Origin of the sequence: Pseudarthrobacter sp. efr-133-R2A-89 (assembly GCF_030209315.1) — a bacterium.
GTDB lineage: Bacteria > Actinomycetota > Actinomycetes > Actinomycetales > Micrococcaceae > Arthrobacter.
Window position 1 is genome coordinate 225,322 of record NZ_JARVSE010000003.1, and the last position, 17,728, is coordinate 243,049.

Here is a 17,728-nt window from a genome sequence, read left to right on the forward strand (position 1 = left end):
GGGTGATTCCTTTCGTAGGGTGCGGTCCGGCGCCTAAGCCCGGTGCCGCCGTCGTGCGTTCGGGGTGAGTTCGTGGGCGCCGTAGCTGTTGTCGTCGGGGTTGACCGTGACGCCGGGGGCCACCAGCTGGTCGATGCGGTCCAGGACCTCCGGGGCCAGGTGCGTGTCCGCGGCGGGGAGGTAGGATTCCAGCTGCTCCATGGTCCGCGGTCCCACGATCGCCGAGGTGACGCCCGGGTGGTTGATCACGAACGCGATGGCCATCTCGATCATGGTTACTCCCGCCCACTCGGCCACCTGCGCGAGTTCCTCGACGATGTCCAGCTTGCGCTGGTTGGCGGGCTGGGTCATGTCGAACCGGGCACTGGGGCGGGCGCTGGAGGTGGGTGAAGACGCGGAGTCCTTCCGCCACCGCCCGGAGAGCCAGCCGCCGGCAAGCGGGCTGTAGGTGAGGGTGCCCATCCCGTGCCGCTGCACGGTGGGTAGGACGTCCTCCTCGATGCCGCGGGTCAGGATGGAGTACGGCGGCTGCTCGGTGACGAACCGTTCAAGGTTGCGTTCCCGGGAGGCCCACTGCGCCTCCACGATCTGCGATCCGGAGTAGGAGGAGGAGCCGATGTAGCGCACCTTGCCTTGGCGGACCAGGTCGGTGAGGGCGCCCAGGGTTTCCTCCACATCGGTGTCCGGGCTGCGCCGGTGCACCTGGTAGAGGTCGATGTGGTCCGTGTTCAGCCGGCGCAGCGAGTCCTCCACGGCGCGCATGATCCAGCGGCGGGAGCCGCCGCGCCGGTTGGGGTCCTTCTCGTCCATCGGCATGAAGAACTTGGTGGCCAGGAAGACGTCGTCGCGGCGGCCTGCCAGGGCCTTGCCCACGATTTCCTCTGACACGCCGCCCGAATAGACGTCTGCGGTGTCGATGAAGTTGATGCCGGCGTCCAGGGCGCGGTGGATGATGCGGGTGGCGTCGTCGGTGTCGTTGTTGCCCCAGGGGCCGAACATCATCGCGCCGAGGCACAGGGGGCTGACCTGCACACCGGTGCGGCCAAGCGGGCGGTATTCCATCTGGTTCCTTATCTCTTTGCCGGGGACTCAGTTTTTTGGGACTCAGTTTTTTCGGACTCGGTTTTCTCCGGACTCAGGCCTCGGGAATGGCCATGGCGAACCGCTCGGGACGGGCCACATCGGGGTCCGGGCCGCTGCGGACCCCGGTGTCCAGGGCGTCAATGGCAGCCAGGTCCGCCGGAGACAGCTCGAAGCCGAACACGTCGACGTTCTCGGCGATGCGGGCCGGGTTGGTGGATTTGGGGATGGCGGAGCGGCCCTGCTGGAGGTGCCAGCGGAGCATGACCTGGGCGGGCGTTTTGCCCTGGGCCTGGGCGATCGCGGCGATCGCCGGGTCACGCATGACGTTCTTCCGGTTCTCGCCCCAGCCGGGGTAGAAGGTGATGCCGCCGATCGGCGACCACGCCTGGGTGAGGATGCCGTGCTGTGCGTCTGCGGCCTGGACGTTCCGCTGGGCAAAGTAGGGGTGCAGTTCGATCTGGTTGACGGCCGGGACCACGTCCGTTGCCTCCAGCAGTTGCCTCAGGTGGTGCGGCATGAAGTTGCTGACGCCGATGGCCCGCACGCGCCCGTCCGCCAGCAGGGTTTCCAGCGCCTTGTACGCGGCGACCGTCTTCTCGAACCGGTCCGGCGCGGGCTGGTGCAGGATGAGCAGGTCCAGTTGCTCCACGCCCAGCTTTCCCACCGCTTTGTCCCACGCGTGCAGTGACTCGTCGTAGCCGTAGTCGCTGACCCAGACCTTGGTTTCGATGAACACGTCGCCGCGGTCCAGGCCGGAGCGGCGGATGCCTTCGCCCACTTCCCGCTCGTTGCCGTAGGCGGCGGCTGTGTCGATGTGCCGGTAGCCCACCTCCAGCGCTGTCTGGACGGCCGCCGTCGTCTCTTCCGGGGGACTTTGGAAGACGCCGAGGCCGAGTGCGGGCATGGTGACGCCGTTGTTGAGTGTGAGTTCCATAACCATTCCTTCACGGTATTGGGATGCGGAGGTTTGTGGGAGGGCTTGACAGTCCCTCCCTTGCGGCGGGGGCCGGGCGTAGCGTGGGTGCCATGACGAACAGCGACGACGTGCGGAAGTTCCTGACTTCCCGCCGCGCCAGGCTCACGCCGGACGAAGCCGGGCTGCCGGCGTATGGCGGCAACCGGCGCGTGAAGGGCCTGCGCCGGGAGGAGGTGGCCATGCTCGCCGGGATGAGCATTGATTACTACATCCGGCTGGAACGGGGGAACCTTTCCGGTGCCTCGGACAGCGTGCTGGAGGCGCTGGCCAGGGCGTTGCAGTTGGACGACGCCGAGACGGCCCACCTGTTCGACCTGGCCCGGGCGTCCACGGCTGTTCCGCGGGTGCGGCGGAAGCGGAGCACGCTGACGGTGCGGCCCAGCGTACAGAGGGTCATTGACGCGATTACCGCTGCGCCGGCATGGGTCCGCAACGACCGCGGCGACGTCCTGGCCGCCAACGAGCTGGGCCGGGCCCTGTACCTGGAAATGATGACCGACGGCGGCACCCCGCCCAACAGCGCACGGTTCACGTTCCTGAGCCCGAAGGCGCGGGAGTTCTTCGCCGACTGGGAACGCGCCGCGGACGACATTGTTGCCGTCCTGCGGTCCACGGCCGGGAAGAACCCATATGACAAGGACCTTTCCGACCTGATCGGGGAGCTCTCCACCCGCAGCGAGGAGTTCCGCACCCGGTGGGCCCGGCACGACGTGAAGTACCACCGCACCGGCCGCAAACGGCTCCACCACTCGATCGTGGGGGACCTGGACCTGACCTACGAGGCGCTGGAGCTCCCCGCCGATCCGGGGCTGCGGATCAACGTCTACACGGCCGAGCCGGGCTCGCCGTCCGAGGACGCCCTCAAAGTCCTGGCCAGCTGGGCCGCCACGCAGGCGGAACCGGCCCAGGCATCGGTCACGGAAACCAGCTGACTTTCCGGTGGCGCTGCGCACAATGATTTGCGCTGCCCGTATTCCCCGGCGCGGCCCACATATCTGCCGCGCAGGGGACTTCGCGCGTCACGGATTGATGTAAGGGTCGAGGACGCCGAAAGCGCGTACGACGGCGGCCCGCACCTGGGTGCGTTGCCGCACCTGCGCCTTCGGGGCGTGCGGACCGGCGCGGACTTGGGAACGCCTTCAGGCGGCCCAGCCGCGGGCAACGGCGTCCAGGGCGGCTGCGTAGACGGCCGCCCAATCGGCATCCGGTGGGCCGACTTGTGCCAATTCCAGACTGACCAGACCATGGACCTGCCCCCAGATGGCCGCGGCGACCAGTTCCACGGGCGCTTCCAGGAGTGTCCCGGCGGACTGTGCAGAAGCGACGGCGTCCATCAGCGGCTGCATGGCAGTGAGGGCAACGTCCGGGTCTGGCCGGCACTCGACGTAGGCGGCCAGCACGCCACCAAACATCAGCCGGTAGAGTGCCTGGTGCTCCAGGGCCCAGGCCCGGTACGCCACGCCAAGCGCCTGTAGGCCGCCGTCGGCTGCGGCCACCTGCGACTCGCCGAACGAGCGGAAGCCGTCCTCCACGACTGCGGTGAGCAGCTCTGATTTCCCGCCAAACAGCGAGTAAACGGCGGTGGTGGAGGTCCCCGCGGCCGCGGCCACGTCCCGCATCGTCACCCGCGCCGGACCGGTGCGGTCCACCAGGTCAGCCGTGACGGCCAACAGGTCCTGCCTCAGGGAATCGTTATGCACAACAGGTCTTGCCATGGACCCCATTGTTTCATAACCTTGTTTTGTAACAACGTTACATAACACCGTGCCGAAGGGGTTCCCATGTCGCAGAAGGTATTTCCGGGCCGCTATACAGCCGATCCGGGCCGGGAGTCCGTCACGGTTTTCCTGATCGGGATGCGGGCCAACCGGTGGTGGAAGGTGGGGACCGTGGGGAGGGTTGGTGCCGCCATGGGACGGATGCTTCAGCATTTGGGCGATGACCCGGCGGCGGGGATGCTCGGTTACCAGCAATGGGTGGGGCGAACCACCATGATGCTCAGCTACTGGGAGAGTCCGGAGCACCTGCGGAAGTTTGCAGCTGACAGGGATGCGCCCCATCTTGAGCCCTGGCGCCGTTTCATGAAGGAGCTCGCCGGAACTGGGGACGTCGGCGTCTGGCATGAGACCTATCAGGTGCCCGCTGCCGGCATCGAGGTCATCTACAGCGGGATGCCGCTCTTCGGGCTCGCCAAGGCAACCAAGCATGTCCCGGTCGGAGCAGGCACCAACACCGCCAAGCAGCGGATGGGACGGGCTGCCCACCCAGCCGGCGGTTCCTGACCGCAGGGGTTTGACGGCGCCGAACCGGGCCAGGGCCAGGCGTCCCCCGCCGCGGCGCATTTGACGCGCGTTTCTCCCCGACGTCCGGCTGCGCAGTAGAATCCGGATCTGACAGGAGAACAGATGACTGACGCAGCGAAACAATCCAGCCCCGCGCCGTACGTCCCGCGGCAGATCAGCGGGCCGGTGGTGATGGGCGTCGTGCCCGGCCAGCCGCTTGCCGTCGCCCACCGGGCCGCCGAGCTGGCGTTCAGCCTCGGCGTGAAGCTGGTCTGTGCCTATGTGGACGTGACCACCTACCTCGCCGAGGAGCCGGACGGCAGGGTGGAAGCCCGGCCGATCGACCCCGACGGGGTGGATGACGATATCGAAGGAATCGGTGCCACCATCGCCGCGGACCTCCGCGCAGCCTTCGACGGCTCCGGGATCGACTGGTCCTTCGTAACCCTTGCCGGTGATCCGGCCCGGGCGCTGGGACGCCTGGCGGAATCCGCCGATGCGTCCGTCATCGTGGTGGGCACCCGCGAGCGCGGACTCGGGGCCCGGCTTGAGGAAATGCTGGTGGGATCCGTGGCGGTGCACCTCACCCACCGCCAGCACCGGCCCGTGCTGGTGGTCCCGCTGTCACCGCACAAGCACCAGCCCAAGGCGGGCCGATGATGGAACCGCCTTTCCCCGGCGCCCAGGCGCAGGCGGGCAACGCGGACCAGCAGGGGCACGACGACGGGACCGGGCGTCCGGAGGCCGGCGGCGGGGAGTCTGCAGCGGACCAGGGGACGCTTGGTGCGGCGCGCCCCCACCGGCCGGTGCACCTGCATCCCGGGTTTCTCCTAATAGTCATTGCGGGCGGCATCCTGGGGGCGCTGGCCCGTTTTGGACTGGCCGGCATCCTGCCTGCACCGGGTGGCTGGCCTGTCCCCACCCTGGCCATCAACCTTTCCGGTGCCTTCCTGCTCGGACTCCTGCTTGAGGCCCTGGTGCGGCGGGGCCCTGACGCGGGGCGGCTTCGGCTGATCCGGCTGTTCGTCGGCACCGGGTTCATGGGCGCGTTCACCACGTACAGCACGTTGGCGCTGGAAACGAACACCCTGTTCGGGGCCGGCCGCGTCACGGACGCGCTGCTCTACGTGGCGGTCAGCGTGGTGGCTGGCGCGGCTGCCACCGCGGCGGGAATTTGGCTGGCGGCTGGCCACCAGGCACGGGCCGCCGGCCGCCTGAAGAGTCTGAAGAAGGAGAGCCGGTGAGCGTCGCCATCATCATCCTGGTCGGCGTCGCGGGCGGGCTCGGGTCGGCCACCCGGTTCGTGGTGGACGGCCTGGTACGGTCCAAGGTCCGCACCGCGTTGCCGGTGGGAACGATCATCATCAACGTCACGGGCTCGTTCCTGCTTGGCCTGCTCGCCGGCGCCGTGATCGTCCATGCCGCGCCTGCCGAGCTGCAGGCCATTGCCGGCACCGGGTTCTTGGGCGGGTACACCACGTTCAGCACGGCAAGCTTCGAAACCGTGCGGCTCATCCAGTCCCGCCGCACCGGGCTGGCCCTCCTCAACGGCATCGGCACCGCGGTGGCCGCGGTGGCGGCTGCTGCCGGCGGGCTTGCCTTGGGCGGACTGTTGTAGCCAGGTCAGGCCCGCGGGCACCCAGGCGGCATCTCTTGCCGCGAGGCCGTCAACCCTGGTGGCGGAGTTCCTGGGCGCCACCGAGTAGGAGCCCGACGCAAACCATTGCGGCCGGTTACGGCGCGGGGCTACGTTGTGGCGATGGAGCGCAAGGCAACACCGGGCGACATTGATGCCATCTGCAGGGGCCTTCCCGAGGTTGTGCTGGGGACCTCCTGGGGTGACCGTCCCACCTACAAAGTGCCGCCGGGACCCAAGGGCCGGGGCTTCGTGCTGTACCAGGCCCCGCACAAGACGGCGATTAATCCGGAATCGGGCGAGCCGTACCAGGACCTGCTGGTCATCGTGGTCCCGGACGATGCCGCGAAGTCAGCCCTGGTGGAGGACCCGTCGCTGCCGTTCTTCACCGTGCCCCACTTCAACGGGTACAACGCCGTCCTGGTGCAGGAGTCCCGGCTTGGCGAGATGTCACGCGAAGAGCTGGCGGAGATCCTTGTGGAAGCCTGGGCGGCCCGGGCACCCAAAAGGCTGGTCAAGGAGTTCTTCGCCGGCCGCTGACTCACGACGCCGGTCCGCGCCGTGCCCCATGACGCCCCGTCCCCGGGTGGGCGTCAGCCAAAAGGAGCCGCCGCCTGTCAGGCCGCCAGGTGGAAGGTGTCCGCAAAGCGGCGGAGGAGGTCTCCCGGCCCGCTCAGCACCCGGATCACGCCGCTTTCGATCGCCCGGTCCGGTGCCATGTCGCCGGAGATGAGCAGTCGGATGTCCGGCCCGGCGGCAAAGGCGAGGTCCGCCGCGCCATCACCGCGGATGACGTCGAGGCTGGGCCCCTGGACCCTGATCAGGAGGTCGGCGGACCCAAAGTGGGCCGCGTAGGCGGTGGCGGGCAGGGCGGCCGCCACGTCCGGCCGAAACGCCGTTCGCAGGTCCATGGTCATCGAGTCGGGGCTGATGACCTGGTCCTCGCGGGGGTCGCCCATGGCCTTGAAGCCCCAGGCGCCCAGCGCGAGAACCACCGGTTCGAGTTCCCGTCCGTACGGCGTGAGCTCGTAGACGATGACCCGTGAGCGTGGCGCACGGCGGATCACGCCGGCCGCCTGCAGTTCCTTGAGCCGCGCGGCCAGGATATTGCTCGGAATCCGTGGCAGGCCCTCGGCGAGCTCACCGTAGCGGCGCGGCCCCACGAGCAGGTCGCGGACAATCAGCAGGGCCCACCGTTCGCCGACGATCTCCATGGCCCGCGTGATGCCCGAGTACTGTCCGTAGTCGCGTGCGGCCATGAACCTCAGGCCTGCTGGTTCATGAAGGCTTCCGGGCCCTGTTCGGCGGCGGCGGCTTCCATGTAGCCAAACTCCAGGATGTTGCCATCCGGGTCGGTCAGCTGGCGCTGGTACATGAAGCCGTAATCGGAAGCGGGCTGGGCCTCGGTTCCGCCTGCTGCCAGGCCACTGGCAACGCTGGCGTCCACGGCTTCCCGGCTCTCCAGGAAGATTGCGGTGGTGGCCGATACGGTCGCGGACGGGTCACCGATGGGCCGGTCGCTGAAGGTCTGGAAGTATTCGCGGACCAGGAGCATGAAGTAGCTGTGGTCTTCCTCCACCACCACGCACGCGGCGTTGTGGTCGGTGAAGAGCGGGTTGATGGTGAAACCCACCGCCGTGTAGAACGCCTTGGCGCGCTCCAGGTCTGTCACGGGCAGGTTTACGAACATTGCGGTCATCACGGTCTCTTTTCGCAAGATGGAGTGGATAACCTCGATACTTGCAAAAAACAAGTGAGGGGTCAATACCCTGAGCGCGTGCTTTCAGCCCGTTCGTTCAGCCGCTTTCAGCCCCGCGCCAACGGGAGTGCCAGCCTCATGGTCGTCCCGTCGGATCCGGTCCGCTGTACGTCCACGGTGCCCCCGGCCGCGGTGGCGATGTCGCGGACCAGGGCCAGTCCTATGCCGAAGCTGCGCCTGCCCCCGGATCCGTCCAGCCCCGGGGCGCGGACGAACCGGTCAAAGATCCGCCCGGGGTCCACCCCGGTGATGCCGGATCCGGTGTCTGCCACCAGGACCACGGCCCGGGATCCCTCAACACTGGTGCTGATGGTGATGCTTCCGCCGGGCGGGGTGTGGGCCAGCGCGTTATCGGCCAGAGCCAGGATGGCGCGCCGCAGCGAGCCGGGATCCGCGCGCACCCACGCCGCGCCGGTACCGGAGAAGTCCAGCCGGACGCCCTGTTGGCCGGCCAGGGCCTGGAGGCTTTCGGCGGCGGACCGGGCAACCTCCGCGGCGTCCACCGGCTCCGGGACGGCACCTCCGGGCGCACCGGATGCGCCGGGGGAGCCGGTCGCCGCCAACAGGAGTTCGTTGACGATGCCCGTCAGCGTGGCCGTATCCTCCCGGATCTTCGCCAAAGCCTGCGCCGGCTCGGACCCGGGCTCGGCCTTGCGCTGCGCGAGCTGGATGCGGGTATCAAGGATTGCCAGCGGGGTGCGGAGTTCGTGGCTGGCGTCCTGGACGAAGCGCCGTTGCCTGGCCAGGGCCTCGCCCAGCGGCCGGATGGCGCTGCGGGCGCTGATCCAGCCCACCACACCGGCCAGCACGATGCCCGCCAGCCCCGCCAGGATCATGCCCTCGATCAGGTCCTTCGAATCCAGGTAGGTGTAGGCCTTGCCTGCGGTGGAACCGGGCGGCGTGGGATGGGCCAGCTTGTTCATGAGGAACACGGTGGCGGCGGCGAGCAACACCAGCACCAGGACGGCCACGCCGGCGCTGATCCGCAGCGCCACCTTCAGCGACGCGCGACGGAGGGTGTCCTGGTCCGGATCCACAGTGCCGGGGGAGCCAAGGCCCGAGGATCCAGGGCCGGAGTGGGACAAGCCGGAGGAGCCGGTGCCGGAGCTTTGGGGAAAGGTCATGAAGGGTCGCCGATCTGGTAGCCCACACCGTGGACGGTGCGGATGACGGTCCGGGAGATCTTGCGGCGCAGGTGGTGGACGTAGGTGTCGATGACGCCGGGCTGGTCCGTGGACTGGAAATGCGCGGCGAGCAGGTCGTCGCGGGTGAACACCTTGCCGGGTTCGGCGGCCAGCGCCGCCAGGACTTCGGCTTCCTTGGCGGTCAGCGTCACCACCTCGCCGTAAGCGGAACGGACAGCGCGCGACGCCGGATCGAAGTCCCAGCTGCCGATGCCCACCGGTCCCGCGGGCGGAGCAAAAGTGCGCGTCAGTGCGCGCAGCCGCGCCGCCAGCTCGCCGGCGTCGAACGGTTTGGTCATGTAGTCGTTGGCGCCCGTGTCCAGCCCGCGGACCTTCTCGTCCGTCTCGCCCAGAGCGGTGAGGATCAGGATGGGGGTGGCGATGCCTTTGGCCCGGAGCGCCGCGATGACGGCCAGTCCGTCCATGACGGGCAGGCCGCGGTCAATCACCATCACGTCCCAGGGCTGCGTCAGTCCCAGGTGCAGGGCTTCCTGGCCGGTGGCAGCGAGCCGGATCCGGTAGTCCGGCTCCAGCAGTTCCGCGATCAGTGGCCCCAGCGCGGGATCGTCCTCGGCGAGCAGCAAGGAGGGCCGGTCCGCGGTGGTCATGCGGCCTATTCTTCCGTGAATTCGTCCTGCCGGGCGGTGGCGCCCACCGTGTCGAGGTGCGGCGGGGCACCCGCGGAAGCATCGTCGTCGTACTCTCCGGACGGGTCTGCGGCGGAGCGGCGGTTGGCGCGGCGGCGCTTGAGGTATTCCACGGCCCAAGGCACCACGGACACCAGGACCATGAGCACGGCGATGACGTCGATGTTCTTGGCGATGATTTCGTAGTGCCCCAGCCAGGTGCCCAGCAGGGTCACGGACGTGGCCCAGGCGGCGGCCCCCACGATGTTCCACAGCGTGAAGGCCTTGTACCCGTAGCGGGCGGTGCCGGCGGTGAGCGGGGCGAACGTCCTGATGATGGGGACGAAGCGGGCCAGGACCACGGCCGCGCCTCCGTGCCGGCGGAAGAAGTCCTCGGTGGCGGTGAGGTGGGCGGTTTTCAGGACCTTGGCGTCGTCCTTGAACCAGCGGCGGCCGAACCGGCGGCCCAGCAGGTAGCCCACCTGGTCGCCGGCGATGGCGGCGGCCGTGATCACGCCGATCAGTACGGGTAGAGCAAGCTGCAACTGCTGGTGCAGGAGCCCGGCGGTGAAGAGCAGCGAATCCCCGGGCAGGAACGGGAACAGGACGCCGGATTCGATGAAGACCATCCCGGCGATCACGCCCAGGGCTGCCGGTCCCAGGCCGCTCAGCAGGCCGGCGGGGTCCAGCAGGGACGGTGATCCGGTAGTGGCCATGGCGGAGACCAGGTCAGGGGTGAGGAAGCTGTGCATGGGGGTCCTTTAGCGTCGGCTGGACGGGGTGGTGAGCGCGGCGGGCAGGCGGTCGAAGAGCCGGGGAGCGAAGCGGTTCCAGAGCCCGGCGAGCAGCACGAAGGCGGCGCTCGCGGCCAGGAATGAGGCCGCCACGTCGGTGGGGTAGTGCACGCCGACGTACAGCCGGGACCATGCCACGATCACGGCCATTAGGGCGCCGGCAGCGGCCACCAGCTTGGACCAGCGGGTGCCCCGGGACAGGAAGTACAGGGCGAAGGCCAGGGCGACGGCGAAGCTGACGTGGCCGCTGGGGAAGCTGTTGGATCCGGTTTCCGGCGCCAGGGGATCGAACAGCAGGGCCGGGTTGGGCCGTTGCCGGGCGACGATCAGCTTGAAGACTTCGCTGGCCACCCAGCCCGAGCACGCCACCACGCCGAAGGCAACAGCCTTGGCCAGGTCGCGGCGCACCAGCAGCACCACCAGGGCGATGACGGCGATCAGGCCCAGGCCGGCCACCGGGCCGAACACGAGGTTGATGCCCATTGCGACGGCGGTCAGCACGGCAACGTGGTGCGTGCTGAGGTCCTGGTCCACGTGCAGTTCGGCGGCGGTGTCGCCGGGCAGGAGCTGCACCGTGAAACCGAGGGCGACGACGGCGGCGCACAGCAGTGCGCCCAGCAGCAGCCAGTGCCGGGCCTGAGGGAGCAGGGGGAACTGGGTGCGGGCTGCGTCGGTGGTGCGGGGGCCGACTGTTGTCTTGTGGGCTCGGGTTGGTCCGTTCACGAATCCTCCGGGATGGTCCTGCGGCGGACAGGGTTCTGTCCGTGGTCTCTGTTTCGATCCTTCCCCAGGGTTCCTAAGAAAGGCTTAAGAAACGTGACCGCCGCAGGACCGCGGAAGGCGCCCCGTCAGGTCACGGGCCGGCCGTGATCGCGGTGAGGAGCGCTGCTCCATCGGGGCTGCCCAAGCCGGTGCAGGGGTCCCAGCCGGCGGCAGCCTTGTAGGTGCCGTTGTTTCCGGTGGTGATGTCGCGGAAGGCCGCCTTGTTGCGGTACAGCAGCGGCTGGATCTGCCCGAAGGTGCGGTTGGTGGACTCCGCCAGGAGGGCGATGAGTGCCGCCCAGAGCGGTGCTACGGCGCTGGTGCCGCCGATAACCATGTCCTTGCCGTCCACCCGCACTTTGTAGCCGGTCTGGGGATCCGCCACTCCGCTGACGTCCGGCACTCCGCGGCCTTTCGTCCCTGCGGGGTGGTGGCCGCCGTGGTGCGCGGACTGGCCTGACTGCCAGGCGGGGACGGGGAAGGTGTCGCTGTAACCGCCTCCGGTGGCCGAGTGCGGGCCGTCGTTCCACACAGTCTCGGAGGCGATGGTCCCGGTGGCGGGGTCCGCGTCAAGGCGGGTTCCGCCGCAGGCCAGCGCGTGGGGGCTGGAGGCGGGGAAATCGGCGTGGTCTTTGCCGTCCGTGGCGCCGTCTGCGCTGCCGTTGTCCCCGGCGGCGGCGGTGACGGTCACGCCCAGTGCGGTGGCGTCAGCCAGGGCCTGGTCGAAGGCTGTCCGGGCTTGGGCGGTCCAGTCGTCCTCGCTTTGGCCCCAGCTGATGCTGATGGACGTGGGTGCCGGGGTGGCGTGGGAGGCGTTGATGATGGCGTCGAGGAATCCGGCGTCGGTGTTGGGGGCGAAGTAGACCGGAATGTCTGCCTGGGGCACCAGGGCGCCCACCACTTCGATGTCCAGGAGGACTTCGCCGTCCGCGCCCGTGGGGTCCTGGCCGGGCTGGTTCGCGGCGCCGTCGACTCCCACTGCCCGCACCGTGGGGCCGGTGATGCCCAGTTCGGCGAAGTAGGCGTCCAGGTCGGATTGGGCGAAGCCGCCGCCGAGTTCGATGATGGCCACGCTCTGTCCGGCGCCGCCGCCGCCCGCGGGGAAGTTGTAGATCCGGGCGAGTTCGGGCGGTGTGTAGCTGGTCCCGGATGCCGCCCGCGGAATCGCATGGAACTGGGCGCGCGCCTGGGGCCGGTCATCAAGGCCCAGTACCGCCGTGACAACGCCGTCCAGTTCCGCGGGGATCTCCAGCCCTCCGGTCCTGTGCCGGTGGGTGACGTCGTGGCCGTGCGGACCGCTGCTGGTGACTTCCTCCAAGCTGGTGCCGAAGATCCGGCTCAGCACCTCCACCGTCCCGGCGAGGCGGATGCGGCGGGAGGCGGCGTCGGCCTCGACAACCTCGGCGCCGAGCCGGTTAAAAGTCTCCGTGGCGAGGGTCAGGTCAGCGTCGGAGGCGCCGTGGCGGGCTGCCAGTTCGTCGCGGGTCAGAGGCTTGGCGGCCTCGGTGGAGGTCTCCGGGAGTGCTTCCTGGCGGCGCAGGATCACGGTGACCTCGATCCTGTGCGCGGGGTTGACGGGACCCAGGGTGTTTTGAATCCGTGCCGCCGTGGGGCGATCTGAGCCGGGGAGGGGGACACGGCTCTCTGCGTGCTCGGGGGTGGGGTTGGTGTGCTCGGACATGGGATGGCTCCGTTCTTGGTCAGGCAAGGCCAATTGTGCTCCGGGTCACTGACAATGAACAGGGAACATTGGTCCCTCCTGTGCCGCCGGCGACGCATCACGAGCGCACAGCTGCTGCTCTGGGTGCGCCGGGGTCCTGTGGGACTCCAGGGTCTTGTGGGAAAGGTCGCTCGTGGGTAACACTCAGTAGGCACGTGATGCAGGCAGTTATTTCTGATGTCAGGAACAAGAACCAGCGGGACCGGGGACGCAATGGTGCGCACTCGAATGCTCAGTGGCAACGGCGCCGCTGTGTGAATCCCGCCGACTGGGAGGCATGCTTTGGCCGGAATGTTCGAACTATTTATGGACTCAAACTCATCGTTCAGGTTCCGGCTCACGGCGCCGGACGGCACCGTGATGGCGGTGTCCCGAGCCTTTGAGGATAAAGCTGCAGCGGTGGCCGGTATCGCTGCGGTTCGGGAGTATGCAGGCATGGGACTGATAACCGACCTTTCAACGGCAGCCACCGTCGTCCCGGCCGAGGCAAGCGGCTCGTCCGCTTTGCAAGGCAATAGATTCGGGCGCGTGCCATCGGTCGACCTTCACGCTAATGCCAGGCAAAAGACCCGGTCTGCCTTCAGCCCTGCCCGCCGTGCCCCCTGGACGCGCATTACGTAAATGAAGCACGGCTCCTGAGCTACCCGACCGCCTCAGGCGAAACGGGTAGAGGGATCTCCGAGAAGGGAGATGGCTGCGGAACCTCTGAGTGCGGGTGCCGCCTGGGCCAGCTCGGGACCGTTGTTATTGTTGCTCGCTCGGTTCAGGCCGGCAATCCGGTCCGGGATATCGTTCGGTTAGTTCGAGAGTATTTCTATCCGGTCTGCTGCGGCGTAGGTGCCGGTGGATGAGGCGTTTTTGGTTCCGGTGATGCGGACTTTGAGTGTGTGGATGCCGCTGGCCAGGGCGGGGCTGGTGTAGAGCAGGTTTTGTTCGGACCGTGACGAGGCGTAGGGGTCTACCTTGGTCTCGGTTCCGCCGTCGATGGAGACGCCTATGATGCCCAGGGCTGGGCTTTTCTCGGCGAAGATTTTGGCTTGGGTGCCGGTGAATTGCACTTGGTAGCTGGCGTTGGTGGCGTTGGCGAAGTGGTTGTCGGATTTGTAGGCCGTGGCGGGGTTGCTGACGCTCCAGGAGCCGCTGTAGGTGAACTGGTTCAGCCCGGTGCCTACTGTGGCATCGTTCAGCTCAAGCGGCGTGGTGGTGGTCGCTGTGGTCACGGTGATGGTGGAGGTGGCTGATCCCGAACCGGTGGCGTTGGTCGCGGTGAGTTTGGCCGTGTACGTGCCCGCCGCCGCGTAGTTGTGGGTGGGGTTTTTGGTGGTGGAGGTTCCGCCGTCACCGAAGTCCCACGCCCAGGAGGTCGGTGACCCGGTGGAGGTGTCGGTGAAGGCCACGTTCAGCGGGGCTGTCCCGGAGGTGGGGTTGGCCGTGAAGGAGGCCAGAGGGGCCTGGCCGGCTGTGGTGACGGTGATGGTGGAGGTGGCTGATCCCGAGCCGGTGGCGTTGGTCGCGGTGAGTTTGGCCGTGTACGTGCCCGCCGCCGTGTAGTTGTGGGTGGGGTTTTTGGTGGTGGAGGTTCCGCCGTCACCGAAGTCCCACGCCCAGGAGGTGGGTGACCCGGTGGAGGTGTCGGTGAAGGCCACGTTCAGCGGGGCTGTTCCGGACGTCGGCGCAGCTGTGAACGAGGCCACAGGGGCAGGAGCCGGTGGCGGGGTGGTCCCGCTGGCCGTGATTTCGACGCGGTCTGCTGCGGCGTAGGTGCCGGTGGCGGAGGCGTTTTTGGTTCCGGTGATGCGGACTTTGAGTGTGTGGGTGCCGCTGGCCAGGATGGGGCTGGTGTAGAGCAGGTTCTGTTCGGACCGTGATGAGGCGTAGGGGTCTACCTTGGTCTCGGTTCCGCCGTCGATGGAGACGCCTATGATGCCCAGGGCCGGGCTTTTCTCGGCGAAGATTTTGGCTTGGGTGCCGGTGAATTGCACCTGGTAGCTGGCGTTGGTGGCGTTGGCGAAGTGGTTGTCGGATTTGTAGGCCGTGGCGGGGTTGCTGACGCTCCAGGAGCCGCTGTAAGTGAACTGGTTCAGCCCGGTGCCTACTGTGGCATCGTTCAGCTCAAGCGGCGTGGTGGTGGTCGCTGTGGTGACGGTGATTGTGCTGGTTGCTGATCCTGAACCGGTGGCGTTGGTGGCGGTGAGTTTGGCCGTGTACGTCCCCGCGGCCGCGTAGTTGTGGGTGGGGTTTTTGGTGGTGGAGGTTCCGCCGTCACCGAAGTCCCACGCCCAGGAGGTCGGTGTACCGGTGGAGGTGTCGGTGAAGGCCACGTTCAGCGGTGCCGTCCCGGACGTCGGAGCAGCCGTGAACGAGGCCACGGGGGCCTGACCCGCTGTGGTGACCGTGATGGTGGAGGTTGCTGATCCTGAACCGGTGGCGTTGGTCGCGGTGATTTTGGCCGTGTAAGTCCCCGCAGCCGCGTAGTTGTGGGTGGGGTTCTGGACGGTGGAGGTTCCGCCGTCACCGAAATCCCACGCCCAGGAGGTCGGTGACCCGGTGGAGGTGTCGGTGAAGGCCACGTTCAGCGGTGCCGTCCCGGACGTCGGCGTGGCCGTGAACGAGGCCACAGGGGCAGCACTCGCGCCGGTGGTCAGCGGAACGGTAAAAAAGTCGGACAGATCGGTTGCGGTGGCGGCCATGCGCAGGAAGGGGCCGACACCGAAGATTGTCTGCATGGTGCGCAGCGTCGAGCCATGGTTATAGGCGATGTTGTTGGAGTAGTTCTTTTTAGCCAGCGGAGAGTTGACAATCATGCCGCTGGGGTAACTTCCGGTGCTGGCGCTTTCGTCCCAGAGTACGACGATCGCTCCGCCGTTCGCGTAGGCGGCCGAGGCCTGGATTTTGGGGATTTCCGATTTCAGGAAGTTATCCGCCTGGCAGGCCATGCAGGTTGAGCCCGGAGCCAGTTTTTCGCCTTGGTTCCAATCGTTGGGGACGATGAAGTTGTAGTTGGGCACCGTGTTGTTGGTCAGGTCGTTGGCAAATTCGGAATACGGCCGCTCGTGGGACTGGCAGTAGGCAGGGTCGTTGCGCACGTCGTCGAAGTAGACGAACGCATTGTGGTCGAGGGAATATGGTGTTCCCGGGTCAGTGATGTTGCAGGTCGTGCCATTGCCGGGAAGGTTTTCGGCATAGTACTTCCAGGAGATCCCTGCGGTTCGCAACTGTGTAACGAGATGATCAGTCGTACTCGCGGAATGAGTAGGTGGAAGGTACGAGCCGTCGGTGAGACCCATGGGATCTCCGGCTTCAAGCGTCACGTAGTTCGGCAGGCTGGTATGGCTTATGCCGCCGATGTAGTTGTTGGCGTAGGCAGAGTCAGGCAGCAACGTATTGTTCAGATAGGGGTAGTTGGGGCTGCCCTTTACCTGAGACCAATCGGTGTTCTCCATCATGACGACGAACACCGTCTTAACCTGACTGTTGGTTGCTGCGGAGCTCTTGACTGTACCCAAGGTGCCAAGAGCCAGTAGCAGGCATGCAATGACAGCAACTCTTGCTTGTGTGCGCGCTCTCCGTGGACTGCGGTCCATCAGTGCCGTGCCCACGGGCACCCCAAGGTCCGGGGAGCCATCCACAAATGGATGCGGCCATACACTCCGCCGCTTCCCGGAATTCCCGCACGAGCGGATGTTCGAAATGGCCCCGGCGCAGGTGCCGACTGGAGCGAAGGGTTGAACCCCTGCACTGGGTGGGATCCCGACAAGCGAGGATCCGGGGACATCTCACGGTACGGCTCGGACGCAAGCTGCTGTTCTGCGCATCTCTGGGACATCGTGGCACCCTCTATCGATGGCGGCCCCAGAATCCGTCCTCACACCCTAGATGCAGCCCCGGTAACCGTCAATGCCGCGGGCGGGGCGCTTTGGGCCGGACCTTTGTAAACGCTCGGTGTGGTCATGGAATGGGATTTTTCGGAGCTGCCGCTCCTTGACCGCATCAACCCGCGGGATCATGCTGGTTGCCTGTTCGTGGTGAGCTCTCGATCGGAAGGCCGACGATGTCCTTGACCAGTTATACACCCACCTTCTCGCGTCTCCGATCGCTGGTGGCCGCATCGGCAGCCGCCGTGCTGATGCTCGTTGGCGCTCAAGCACAGGCAGCCAGCACCGCTGGTCCCGGGAACGACGTGTCCTGGCCGCAGTGCGGCCAAACCCTGCCCAAGTCCCAGACCTTCGCCATCGTAGGCGTCAACAATGGTCTAGCGAACAACACCAACCCGTGCTTGGCCGCCGAGCTGTCATGGGCGCGCACTTCGAAGGGCGGGACGGGCCAGCCCTTGGTCGCCCTGTACGTAAACACCGCCAACCCGGGGACGGCCGGATCCTGGTGGCCCAGCAGCAACACCTACGGCGGGACAAGCGTGCCTAACCCGTACGGGCAGTGCACCAGCGGATCGGTCGGGCCAGCATGCTCCTACATGTACGGGTACGCCAAGGCTTATGACGATGCGAACATCCGCGGGGTTAGCAACCCGGCCTCGTACACCTGGTGGCTGGATGTAGAAACAGGCAACAGCTGGTCGACGGACAGGGTGGCGAACCGGGCTGATCTGGAGGGCATGTCGGCCTACTTCGCGAGCATCGGTGCCGGAGTCGGCCTGTACTCCACGAGCGCCCAGTGGACGCAGATTGCCGGCACCGTGCCTGCCACAAGCAACTTGTACGCCCAGCGCAACTGGCTTCCTGGTGCCAGCTCGTCGGCCGCGGCCAAACGCAGGTGCTCCGACGCCCCCCTGACCGGCGGAGGAAAAGTCGCCCTAACCCAATACACCTCGGGCAGCTTCGACTACGACATTTCCTGCATCTAAAGAGAGCAGGCCGTTACTCGGGAATACGGAGTTCTTTACGACAAT

19 protein-coding genes are annotated in these 17,728 nt (G+C 67.2%); 8 read left to right on the forward strand and 11 right to left on the reverse strand.

Annotated elements, in window-relative coordinates; genetic code table 11:
• Nucleotides 1–33 precede the first annotated feature (33 nt).
• Nucleotides 34–1,062, reverse strand: coding sequence for an aldo/keto reductase (locus QRM95_RS07270; RefSeq protein WP_285247127.1), 1,029 nt, complete (start codon nucleotides 1,060–1,062; stop codon nucleotides 34–36).
• Nucleotides 1,063–1,135: 73 nt separating this feature from the next.
• A complete protein-coding gene (locus QRM95_RS07275) occupies nucleotides 1,136–2,017 on the reverse strand; it encodes an aldo/keto reductase (RefSeq protein WP_285247128.1) in 882 nt (293 codons plus the stop codon).
• Between the two features lie 92 nt (nucleotides 2,018–2,109).
• Between QRM95_RS07275 and QRM95_RS07280 the strand changes: the two genes are divergently transcribed.
• On the forward strand, nucleotides 2,110–2,991 hold the full coding sequence (locus QRM95_RS07280; protein WP_285247129.1) for a helix-turn-helix transcriptional regulator: 882 nt from the start codon (nucleotides 2,110–2,112) through the stop codon (nucleotides 2,989–2,991).
• A 207-nt stretch (nucleotides 2,992–3,198) separates the two neighbouring features.
• Here QRM95_RS07280 and QRM95_RS07285 read toward each other — a convergent pair whose 3' ends face one another.
• Nucleotides 3,199–3,774, reverse strand: a complete 576-nt coding sequence (locus QRM95_RS07285) for a TetR-like C-terminal domain-containing protein (protein WP_285247130.1) — start codon at nucleotides 3,772–3,774, stop codon at nucleotides 3,199–3,201.
• Nucleotides 3,775–3,840: 66 nt separating this feature from the next.
• Here QRM95_RS07285 and QRM95_RS07290 point away from each other — a divergent pair, with 66 nt between their 5' ends.
• The 5 genes from QRM95_RS07290 (at nucleotide 3,841) to QRM95_RS07310 (ending at nucleotide 6,517) form a co-directional block, all read left to right on the forward strand.
• Nucleotides 3,841–4,341 (forward strand): DUF4188 domain-containing protein, encoded by a 501-nt coding sequence (locus QRM95_RS07290; RefSeq protein ID WP_285247131.1) that lies wholly within the window; start codon nucleotides 3,841–3,843, stop codon nucleotides 4,339–4,341.
• Nucleotides 4,342–4,464: 123 nt separating this feature from the next.
• Entirely contained in the window at nucleotides 4,465–5,001 is a 537-nt protein-coding gene (locus QRM95_RS07295; RefSeq protein WP_285247132.1) for a universal stress protein, read from the forward strand.
• Complete coding sequence (locus tag QRM95_RS07300) at nucleotides 4,998–5,585, forward strand: fluoride efflux transporter FluC (protein WP_350223880.1); 588 nt, start codon at nucleotides 4,998–5,000, stop codon at nucleotides 5,583–5,585. Before QRM95_RS07295 ends, QRM95_RS07300 begins: the two co-directional genes overlap by 4 nt.
• Entirely contained in the window at nucleotides 5,582–5,959 is a 378-nt protein-coding gene (gene crcB, locus QRM95_RS07305; RefSeq protein ID WP_285247133.1) for a fluoride efflux transporter CrcB, read from the forward strand. Before QRM95_RS07300 ends, crcB begins: the two co-directional genes overlap by 4 nt.
• Before the next feature lie 141 nt (nucleotides 5,960–6,100).
• Nucleotides 6,101–6,517: an MmcQ/YjbR family DNA-binding protein gene (locus QRM95_RS07310; protein WP_285247134.1), complete on the forward strand. Its 417-nt coding sequence runs from the start codon at nucleotides 6,101–6,103 to the stop codon at nucleotides 6,515–6,517.
• Between the two features lie 77 nt (nucleotides 6,518–6,594).
• Here the strand turns inward: QRM95_RS07310 and QRM95_RS07315 are convergent, their stop codons facing one another.
• The 7 genes from QRM95_RS07315 to QRM95_RS07345 form a co-directional block, all read right to left on the reverse strand.
• Complete coding sequence (locus QRM95_RS07315) at nucleotides 6,595–7,236, reverse strand: winged helix-turn-helix transcriptional regulator (protein WP_285247135.1); 642 nt, start codon at nucleotides 7,234–7,236, stop codon at nucleotides 6,595–6,597.
• Between the two features lie 5 nt (nucleotides 7,237–7,241).
• Nucleotides 7,242–7,676: a VOC family protein gene (locus QRM95_RS07320; RefSeq protein ID WP_285247136.1), complete on the reverse strand. Its 435-nt coding sequence runs from the start codon at nucleotides 7,674–7,676 to the stop codon at nucleotides 7,242–7,244.
• A 107-nt stretch (nucleotides 7,677–7,783) separates the two neighbouring features.
• On the reverse strand, nucleotides 7,784–8,860 hold the full coding sequence (locus tag QRM95_RS07325; RefSeq protein WP_285247137.1) for a sensor histidine kinase: 1,077 nt from the start codon (nucleotides 8,858–8,860) through the stop codon (nucleotides 7,784–7,786).
• On the reverse strand, nucleotides 8,857–9,528 hold the full coding sequence (locus QRM95_RS07330) for a response regulator transcription factor (protein ID WP_285247138.1): 672 nt from the start codon (nucleotides 9,526–9,528) through the stop codon (nucleotides 8,857–8,859). Before QRM95_RS07330 ends, QRM95_RS07325 begins: the two co-directional genes overlap by 4 nt.
• Before the next feature lie 5 nt (nucleotides 9,529–9,533).
• Nucleotides 9,534–10,298, reverse strand: a complete 765-nt coding sequence (locus tag QRM95_RS07335; protein ID WP_285247139.1) for a DedA family protein — start codon at nucleotides 10,296–10,298, stop codon at nucleotides 9,534–9,536.
• 9 nt (nucleotides 10,299–10,307) lie between these two features.
• Entirely contained in the window at nucleotides 10,308–11,063 is a 756-nt protein-coding gene (locus QRM95_RS07340) for a phosphatase PAP2 family protein (RefSeq protein WP_285247140.1), read from the reverse strand.
• A gap of 130 nt (nucleotides 11,064–11,193) precedes the next feature.
• Nucleotides 11,194–12,783, reverse strand: a complete 1,590-nt coding sequence (locus QRM95_RS07345; RefSeq protein ID WP_285247141.1) for a S53 family peptidase — start codon at nucleotides 12,781–12,783, stop codon at nucleotides 11,194–11,196.
• 399 nt (nucleotides 12,784–13,182) lie between these two features.
• Between QRM95_RS07345 and QRM95_RS21145 the strand changes: the two genes are divergently transcribed.
• Nucleotides 13,183–13,443 (forward strand): hypothetical protein, encoded by a 261-nt coding sequence (locus tag QRM95_RS21145; protein ID WP_502934942.1) that lies wholly within the window; start codon nucleotides 13,183–13,185, stop codon nucleotides 13,441–13,443.
• Between the two features lie 176 nt (nucleotides 13,444–13,619).
• Here the strand turns inward: QRM95_RS21145 and QRM95_RS07355 are convergent, their stop codons facing one another.
• Nucleotides 13,620–16,280: a PKD domain-containing protein gene (locus QRM95_RS07355; protein ID WP_285247142.1), complete on the reverse strand. Its 2,661-nt coding sequence runs from the start codon at nucleotides 16,278–16,280 to the stop codon at nucleotides 13,620–13,622.
• 599 nt (nucleotides 16,281–16,879) lie between these two features.
• On the opposite strand from QRM95_RS07355, the gene QRM95_RS07360 reads away from it, so the two are divergent.
• Nucleotides 16,880–17,683 carry a glycoside hydrolase family 25 domain-containing protein gene (locus QRM95_RS07360; RefSeq protein WP_502934940.1) on the forward strand — a complete coding sequence of 268 codons (804 nt, stop codon included), beginning with the start codon at nucleotides 16,880–16,882 and terminating at the stop codon, nucleotides 17,681–17,683.
• Nucleotides 17,684–17,728 lie beyond the last annotated feature (45 nt).